The following is an 8977-nucleotide window of genomic DNA, read 5'->3' as shown; positions in this document are numbered from 1 at the left end:
GGAGATGCGGCAGATCGGCAGCGCCGTGGTCGTGCGCGGCAGGACGGCGCGCGGCACGGTGCGGTTCCAGCGGACGCGGCCGCTGTGGCTGGGCCGGCCGCCCGGCGGCCGGCTGTCGCCCTACGATCCGGACCCCGGGCGCCGGAAGAACATCCGCGAGATCGACGAGATTCTGGCGCGTGCCCATGCGCTGGCCTTGGACGCGCTGAACCCGATGCGTGCCGATACGTCCTGACGCCGGCGCTCCGCCGGACACTACAAGCAAAGGGTCGACGACCAGCGCGGATTTTTTCGTGGCCTGGCGGCGGTCCGTGCTGTCTGCAAATACCGCTGCTCAAGCCCGCCGAGTTGTTTAGGCGCGCCGCCAGAATTCAAGCTATTGCGCCGCAACAGTTTTTGGGTGCAGCGCAGCATACGCAACGGCATGCCGCTGCGAACCTTACACAAATTTAATGAGAATTCGCCTTTGCAATCTGGCACACAGCCTCAAATCGGCGGCACTTGCGTGCTGCCAATTGGTTGATTTCGCATTTGCATGGCGACGGTGTATGACTTTGTCGTCCCGTGTTGTGCTGCTCGGGTCCGGGATTTCAAATGTCCGTCTGGAAACAACTTGCTCTTTCGCTGGTGGTTGTTGTCGCCGCCGCTGCGGCTTGGGTGAAATTTTTTCCAGGGTCGGACCGGCTGCTGGCCTCCTGGGGCATCGAATGGGCCCTGGCCTCGACGACGAAGCCCGAGACGACGGGCGCCGTTCGCCAACGGGAAGGCGGCAACCAATCCCAGCGCGCCACCGTCGTCGCCGAGGCCGTCAGCACCGCCACCATCAACGACCGCCTCCAGGCAATCGGCACCGGTCGCGCCAATGCCACCGTCACCGTCACGCCCTACACCGCCGGCCGCCTCACCGCTTTCCTCGTCCAGTCCGGCGCCCATATCGACAAGGGCCAGGTCATCGCCACGCTCGATTCCGAGACCGAGGAGATCGCGCTGGACCGCGCAAAGATCACCCGCGACGATGCCGCCGCCAAGGTCACGCGCATGGAAGCGTTGCGCAAGTCGAACACCGCCACCGCCGTGCAGCTCACCGAGGCGCAACTGGCGCTTCGCAACAGCGAACTCGCCGTTCACGACGCGCAACTGGCGCTCGACCGCCGCTCGGTGATCTCGCCGATTGCCGGCGTCGTCGGCATTTTACCGATCGAGGCCGGCAACTACGTCACCAGCCAGTCGTCCATCGCCACGGTCGACGACCGCTCGTCGATCCTCGTCGATTTCTGGGTGCCCGAGCGTTTCGCCGCCGCCGTCGAAGTCGGCGCCGAGATCACCGCGACGCCGCTGGCCAATCCCAAGCAGAGCTACAAGGGCACCGTATCAGCGGTCGACAACCGCATCGACGACAAGAGCCGCACGCTGTGGGTGCAGGCGCGCATCGCCAACCCGTCCGATTCGTTGCGCGCCGGCATGTCCTTCCAGGTCGCCATGCAGTTCGCGGGCGAGACCTATCCCGCCGTCAGCCCGCTTGCCGTGCTGTGGGGCACCGACGGCGCCTTCGTCTGGGTGGTCAAGGACGGCAAGGTCGATCGCATGCCGGTCCGCATCATCCAGCGCAATACCGAGACCGTGCTTGTCGACGCGCCGATCGCCAGCGGCGATATGGTCGTGACCGAAGGCGTGCAGAGTGTGCGCCAGGGCAGCGAGGTCCGCATCGCCGGTGAAAAAGACCTGCCGCGCGCCGCCGACGCCAGCGGATCCTGAGGCATAGCGTGGCATGACCGACATCGACAGCAACAAGGCCGACGAGAGCTTTACCGCTCTGTTCATCCGCAGGCCGGTCATGGCCTTCGTGCTGAACGTGCTGATCGCGGTGGCCGGCCTCGCCGCCTTCTACGGCGTCGAGATCCGTGAGTTGCCTGACGTCGACCGCGCCGTCATCACCGTCACCACCGATTTCGAGGGCGCCGCCGCCGAAACCGTCGACCGCGAGCTGACCGACGTCATCGAGGGCGCGGTCGCCCGCGTCTCCGGCGTCAAATCGATCTCGTCGACCTCTTCCTTCGGCCGCAGCCGCGTCACCATCGAGTTCAACGACGGCGTCGATTTGAACGTCGCCGCCTCCGACGTGCGCGATGCCGTCGGCCGTGTCGCCAACGCCATGCCGGACGAGGCCGACCCGCCGCGCATCGTCAAGGCCGACGCCAATTCCGACGCCGTCATGCGTCTCGCCGTCACCTCCGAGACCATGTCGATCCAGGACATGACGGTCTTCGTGCAGGATCAGATCGAGGACACACTGGCCGCCGTCCCCGGCGTCGCCGACGTGCAGGTCTATGGCGACCGCGACAAGATTTTTCGCATCGACGTCGACCAGAGCAAGCTGGCGAGCCAGGGCTATACCGTGGCCGACCTGCGCAACGCGCTGGCCTCCGTCGCCTTCGACAGCCCGGCCGGCTCGATCACCACCAACAACCAGGACCTGATCGTCCGCACCACCGCCGACGTCACCACGCCGGAGGAATTCGAGGCCATCGTCATCGGCGGCGACACCCATGTCCGCGACGTCGCCACCGTTACGCTCGGCCCCGATACCGGGCAGAGCACGCTGCGCTCCGACGGCAAGACCGGCATCGGCATGGGCATCGTGCGCCAGGCCGAATCCAACACGCTCGACATTTCCGCCGGCGTGCGGGCCGCCGTCGCCGAGATTCAGAATGGCCTGCCGGAAGGCATGACCATCAAGGTCACCAGCGACGACGCGGTCTTCGTCGAAGGCGCTGTGCATGAGGTCGAGCTGGCGCTCATGCTGTCCGTGTCGATCGTGCTGATCGTCATCTACGTCTTCCTGCTCGACTGGCGCGCCACCCTCATTCCGGCGCTGTCCATGCCGGTCGCCATGATCGGCACCATTGCCGCGATCTACCTCGCCGGCTTCTCCATCAACATCCTGACCCTGCTGGCGCTGGTGCTCGCCACCGGCCTGGTCGTCGACGATGCTATTGTCGTCCTCGAAAACATCGTGCGCCGCCGCAACATGGGCCTGGGGCCGCGCGCCGCCGCCTTGCTCGGCACCCAGGAGGTGTTCTTCGCTGTCATCGCCACCACGGCGACGCTGGTCGCCGTCTTCGTGCCGATCTCCTTCCTGCCCGGCCAGACCGGCGGCCTGTTCCGCGAATTCGGCTTCGTGCTCGCCATGTCGGTGCTGCTCTCCTGCGTCGTGGCCCTCACGCTCTGCCCGATGCTCGCCTCGCGCATGCTGACCGCCCACGCGCTGCACCACGACGGCCCCGGCGGCGTCGGCGGACGCATAGGCTCCGCGCTGGGCACGCTCTACCGCCGCTGCCTGCACATCTGCCTCGACGCGCCGCTGATCGTCGTGCTCGTCGCCGTGCTGTTTGCGGGCGCCGCCTTTTCGCTGTTCGGCACGATCCGCCAGGAACTGACGCCGAGCGAGGACCGCTCCGTCGTGCTTCTGCGCATCAACGCGCCGCAGGGCGTCAGCCTCGACTATACGTCGCAGCAGATGCGCCGCATCGAGGAACTGATCCAGCCGCTGCGCGATTCCGGCGAGATCGTCAGCACCTTCGAGAATGCCGGCCAGAACGGCCAGTACAATTCCGGCTTCATGGTGATGACGCTGGCGCCCTGGGGAGAGCGCGCGCGCAGCCAGCAGCAGATCATGGCCGACATCTCGCGCCTCGTCCGCCAGGTGCCGAGCGTCCGCGTCTTCCCGGTGCAGCCCAACAGCCTCGGCATCCGCGGCGCCGGCAACGGCCTGCAATTCGCGCTGGTCGGCAACGACCGCCAGAAACTCAGCGAGGCCGCGGTCCAGATCATCGACAAGATGCAGCAGGATTCTCGCTTCCAGCAGGCCCGCCTCTCCGTCGACCCCACCCAGCCGCAGCTTTCCGTGGTCATCGACCGCGAGCGCGCCTCCGACCTCGGCATCGACATCACCGGCCTCGCCGCCACCCAGCAGGCCATGCTCGACGGCAACGATATCGGCGACGTCTATATCGGCGACCGCGCCTATGGCGTGAAGCTGGTCTCCACCACCAACCCGGTCAACGATCCGACCGACCTGGAAAACATCTACCTGAAGACCGGCGACGGCCGCTACGTGCCGGTCTCGACCATCGCGACGCTCACCGAACGCGCCGTGCCGCCCTCGCTGACCCGCGAGGAGCAGCAGCCGTCGGTCGCCATTACTTCCAACCTTCGCGAGGATTTCGCGCTGGGCGACGCGCTGCGGGTCGCCGAGCAGATCGCGGCGCCCCTGCTTCCGCCCGGCAGCCGCATCGTGCCGCTGGCCGAGGCCGCGACGCTGGGCGAGACCAACAGCGGCATGATCACCATCTTCGGTTTCGCGCTGGTCATCATCCTGCTGGTGCTCGCCGCCCAGTTCGAAAGCTTCATGAGCGCCATCATCATCATGGCGACCGTTCCGCTGGGGCTCGCCTGCGCTATCTTCGCGCTCATCCTCACCGGCACCAGCCTCAATGCCTACAGCCAGATCGGCCTCGTGCTCTTGGTCGGCGTCATGGCCAAGAACGGCATCCTGATCGTCGAATTCGCCAACCAGCTCCGCGATCGCGGCGCCAGCGTGCGCGAGGCGATCGAGCAGGCGTCCAACATCCGGCTGCGCCCGGTCATGATGACCATGATCTGCACCGTGCTCGGCGGCGTGCCGCTGGTGCTTGCGAGCGGCGCCGGCGCCGAGGCGCGCATCGCGCTGGGCTGGGTCATCGTCGGCGGCCTCGGCCTCGCCACCGTCTCGACGCTGTTCCTGACGCCGGTCGCCTACCTGCTCCTCGGCCGCTTCATCACGCCGAAAGTGCACGAGGAAGCCCGCCTGAAGCGCGAACTCCAGGAAGCCGCCTATCTCGACGCCGAACCGGCGGAATGAGTTCGCCATATGATTTTGGTGGTTCGTGGAAATGTACCGCTACCGACACCAAGCTGATCACTTCTTATTTCATAGGCGGGCCGATGACGGATTCCGATGCATGGAGCATTTGCGGGTGAGTCCCAGGAAGTCAGCGACATCGTCGCGTTAATTGAGAGGGGACATCGAAAACCTATGGTTCGTGGGCCGATACAAAACAGAAATGGCCCTAAGGTGAAAGCAGATGCCTCTTGAACGAATTAGAGAGAATGTCGCCATGTTGCGAACGGCGACCCCGCCGCCTCCGATTAGCGAGGCCGTCGGGCTTCTGTTTCACAGCCACATCGATTGGTTCGAATTGATCAAGACCATACGATTGGTATACGACATAGGTATGTTAGAGGCTGAAAAGATTGCGCTGGCGCACGAAGGCTGGCGTCGCTGGTGCGACAAACAAATCAACTCCGATCCACGTTGTAGAAAATTAGCTTGGGGTCATATGCGCCTCAATGGTCTAAACTCCTTAATCGAGAAAGACGGGGATCGGCTGAAAGTTCGATAAGAATCCGACCATTGAGATTCAAACTCGACCCGCCCACCGAAAACTCGCATCTTGAAAGCCGCGTTATTGCCGGTCGATCCGCCAACTTGTCCATCGGCGTAATAGCGCTCACGCCCATTTTAATCCCGATCATCGTAGGGCGTTAGCTCTCGTTCCAACTCGGGTTGAAATGAGCTGGATAATTGGAATTCGGTGACAATCCGGAACGTACCCACTATCAGAACCCAGAAAATATCGGGCTGGGAGTTTATCGGTTGAAGAAGATCACCCTCGAACAGGCCAAGACAGGCGTCGGGCACGAAGTCGGCGTATCGCCGTGGCGCACCGTCACGCAGGAAATGATCGACCAGTTCGCCGACGCGACCGACGACCACCAGTTCATCCATTGCGACCCCGAGCGGGCGGCAAAGGAAACAACCTTCGGCGGCACCATCGCCCACGGCTTCCTGACGCTGTCGCTGCTGTCGGCGATGGCTTTCGAGACGATCCCGAGGATCGAGGGCGCCGACATCGGCATCAACCAGGGTTTCGACACGCTGCGTTTCGTCACCCCGGTCAAGACCGGCGCCCGTATCCGCACCCGCTTCGTCCTGGCAAAACTAAAGGCGCGTCCGTCCGGCTGGATCGAGATCGAACACGACGTGACGATAGAGATCGAGGGATCGCTGAAACCGGCGCTAACCGCGCGCTGGCTGACGCTGGCGTTCATTCAGCCGGAGGAAACACCGGCGTGAGGTAGCGCGCCGCCACCCGACCGAGGACCCTTCTCGGACTACTCCCGCCGTCCGCGGCGTGGCTTTGACAGGTTATGGCGTTCCGACTGCAATGACGACCTCGGTCGACGCGGCATCAAACCACGACGAAGTCCGAACTGGCGAGCGCGGGCAAGCCGACAAACTTGGCTATCAGCACTTTGCTATAGGCGCCCGACCCATCGGGATCGTAGTAGAGCATGCCGTCATCCGTGTCGTATATGATGCGGTCGGACGCTCCCTCCGCCAGTCCCGTCGTGTTGGCTCTGAAAACTCCGGCGCCCAAGGCCCCCGAAGGCAAGGAGAACGAAAGACTGCGCAGTTCGATCAGATCCTCGCCCGACGTAAAATCGGCAATTGTGGGAGAATGATAAGGCCCCGTCCAGGAGAGGACGAACGTGTCGTCGCCCTTGTATCCGACCAGCGTATCAAGGCCGCCTTTTCCATCCAGGCGATTGTCGCCCGCATTCCCGACGATCTTCTGTGCATAATTGTTGCCGCTGAGATTGATGTCCTTGGTGCCGTTGAGCGATGTCGTATTGAGAAATTCGATCGCGCCTCCGAGCAGTTGCCAGCTTACCGTCGTCGCCACACGATCAACGCCATCACGAATTCCCTCATCTTGGATGTTATCGTGGATATTGTCGACATAATAGATGTCGTCGCCGCCTCGCCCCGCCATGGTGTCGGCGCCGCCCGCGCCGTTTAGGATATTGTCGTATGCATTGCCGAACAGAGTCTGGCCCAATTCGTTGCCGGTCAGATTGAGGGCTCTGCTGGATAGCGAGACCATCTCGACATGAGAGCCGCTCGAAAGCGTGAAGTCTGCAAGGCCATAATATTCTATCGTATCGAAGCCGCCTCCCTCTGCTTCCACGACGATCGTGGCGGCGTTGTGTATAGTGTATCTGTCGTCGCCGCCCAGGCCGCGCAGAACGTCGGCTGCGTCGGCGTCGCCTCCGCCGGTAATCCAATTTTTCCCGGCATTGCCGATGATGGTCTGCGCGAACTCGTTTCCCGTGAGAGCGATTTGCGACGTTCCAGTAGCGGAAGTCGTCTTGAGCACTTCGATTTCCTGACCGCCAGGGAGATGATACCCGCCCGTCGAAACCGCCACTTGGTCGAAGCCTTCATCGGCATTTTCGATGATCATGTCGGCGCTTTCGCGCACCGAATAGATATCGTCCCCCTTCCCGCCCAGCATCCAGTCACCCTTACCGGGCGCAATGGTATGGGCGCCGCCACCCGGGTAAAACCAATCATCCCCGTTGCCACCGAACAGAAAATCGACCTTGTCGGTGCCTGTAACCGTGAGATCGGCCGGCGAGGTGTTGAGCAGGAAATCGGAGGCGGCTAGCGTATGGTTCTTGACCGTCAGGCTTTCGACGAAACCATTGAATTTGAGCGTCAGGATCGTATCGGCGCCGCTATGCGTGATGAACGGCAGCAGTTGGGAAAAACTCGACAGATTGAAAGCCGAAAAGTCCAGCTTGTCGCCGGCTTGAAAGTTGGAGATGACCTGGGGTGGAAACTGTCTCGTAAAAATATAGTTCGTCATGAATGCCTCCCGCTCCGCCATCTACTTTATGTCGATGACGTGGGTATAGCAACTGTCGCGAGACAATCGGCGCCGCCTCAACCTTTTGGGGAGACACTGACGCGCTTTACCGAGGCAAGACGAGACGGCTATGACAGAGGTATCGACTGGTCGACATCCACCCGATCAGTGACTCTTCTTGCCCGGCCCGCCGGGAATAGCTGTCGACGTCACCGAAACCGGGTCGCTTGCCGGAAAAGAATCCTCCAGTCCTTCCTCAAGTTCCTGTTCGAGAGCCTCGTCATCGTCAGGCCGGTCTTCCGGCGGCAACTCGTCTTTAGGGGGTCTGGGCGTACTCATCCCGGCACTATGACATGCCGAACGCCAACATCAAGGTTTTGCCGCCCGCGGCGTTGCCTTCATTAACCGCCGGTTCCGGGGCGGCATGGCAAGCCGATACCCCATGAGCAAGGCGATCGGGCTCAATACCGCAAACAACAGCTTCTGGAACCACACCGGGATGCCGTGGCCATAGGCGTGGCCTCGGAAGGCATGAAGCGCCTGGGCTTGTAGAAACAGTGGCGGTTCGCCCTTGGCGTCATACCAGGACGGGTTGTCGGCGATGTTCATCGACATGTTCAGGAACAGGCGCAGAAAATCGTGGGCTGGCCGGAATTTGGCGGTGAACTGCGTCTCGCCGTCGTGGCCGTTGCGGAACAGATGCGGCGTGCCGCGCGTGACCACCAGGCTCTCCCCCGGCCCGAACATCCGCCACGCGCCGTCGACCATGATACGCAGCATGCCGGCCTGCACGATGAACTCCTCATCGGCATTCGGATGCAGATGCTGCCGCCCGGTTCCCGTCAGCATCCCGCCCCGCTCCAGGAAAACCTCGAACTGAACTTCGTCCGCGCGATCGTCCATATGGGTGAAGATAAAAGTTTCGCCGTTGAAACGGTTGCGGATACGCGTGCCGACGGGCGGGAGCGGTTGCATTGCGAAATCCATACGGCACATGGGCGACCGCAGTCGGCGACGCTTCTCGAGCGCCGTCGGGATCATAGCAGGGAATATGACGCCGTCGAACCGGTTGGCTGATCGCCGCCCCGGCTGCCCTAATTGTCATTGCTATGGAGGTTGTCCGTCCGAGGCTTGGATGCGAGGTTGCGGTTACCACACACGCGACCGCCAGCCAGGAGCCTCGGATGGACGTTCATGACAATGCCAGAACAACACCGCGCAGTCGA

The 8977-nt window shown here is 62.7% G+C and carries 6 protein-coding genes; 4 read left to right on the top strand and 2 right to left on the bottom strand.

Features of this window, described 5'->3' with window-relative positions; all coding sequences use genetic code 11:
- The 4 genes from ACH196_RS37220 to ACH196_RS37205 form a co-directional block, all read left to right on the top strand.
- Positions 1–235, top strand: a 235-nt coding sequence (locus ACH196_RS37220) for a hypothetical protein (RefSeq protein WP_396651849.1), incomplete at its 5' end; no start/stop codon positions are given.
- A gap of 359 nt (positions 236–594) precedes the next feature.
- On the top strand, positions 595–1755 hold the full coding sequence (locus tag ACH196_RS37215) for an efflux RND transporter periplasmic adaptor subunit (protein ID WP_396651848.1): 1161 nt from the start codon (positions 595–597) through the stop codon (positions 1753–1755).
- A 13-nt stretch (positions 1756–1768) separates the two neighbouring features.
- The gene (locus ACH196_RS37210) at positions 1769–4900 is read left to right on the top strand and encodes an efflux RND transporter permease subunit (protein ID WP_396651847.1); all 3132 of its coding nucleotides are present in this window, start codon (positions 1769–1771) and stop codon (positions 4898–4900) included.
- A gap of 795 nt (positions 4901–5695) precedes the next feature.
- The gene (locus ACH196_RS37205) at positions 5696–6175 is read left to right on the top strand and encodes a MaoC family dehydratase (RefSeq protein WP_396651846.1); all 480 of its coding nucleotides are present in this window, start codon (positions 5696–5698) and stop codon (positions 6173–6175) included.
- Positions 6176–6290: 115 nt separating this feature from the next.
- Here ACH196_RS37205 and ACH196_RS37200 read toward each other — a convergent pair whose 3' ends face one another.
- Together ACH196_RS37200 and ACH196_RS37195 are read right to left on the bottom strand one after the other, a co-directional pair.
- Positions 6291–7751, bottom strand: coding sequence for a hypothetical protein (locus ACH196_RS37200; protein ID WP_396651845.1), 1461 nt, complete (start codon positions 7749–7751; stop codon positions 6291–6293).
- A 369-nt stretch (positions 7752–8120) separates the two neighbouring features.
- Complete coding sequence (locus tag ACH196_RS37195; protein ID WP_396651844.1) at positions 8121–8738, bottom strand: cupin domain-containing protein; 618 nt, start codon at positions 8736–8738, stop codon at positions 8121–8123.
- Positions 8739–8977: the final 239 nt, after the last annotated feature.

The organism is Mesorhizobium sp. IMUNJ 23232 (genome assembly GCF_044326205.1).
GTDB lineage: Bacteria > Pseudomonadota > Alphaproteobacteria > Rhizobiales > Rhizobiaceae > Kumtagia.
The sequence above is the reverse complement of the archived record's forward strand: the minus strand, read 5'-3'. Positions and strand labels throughout refer to the sequence as shown.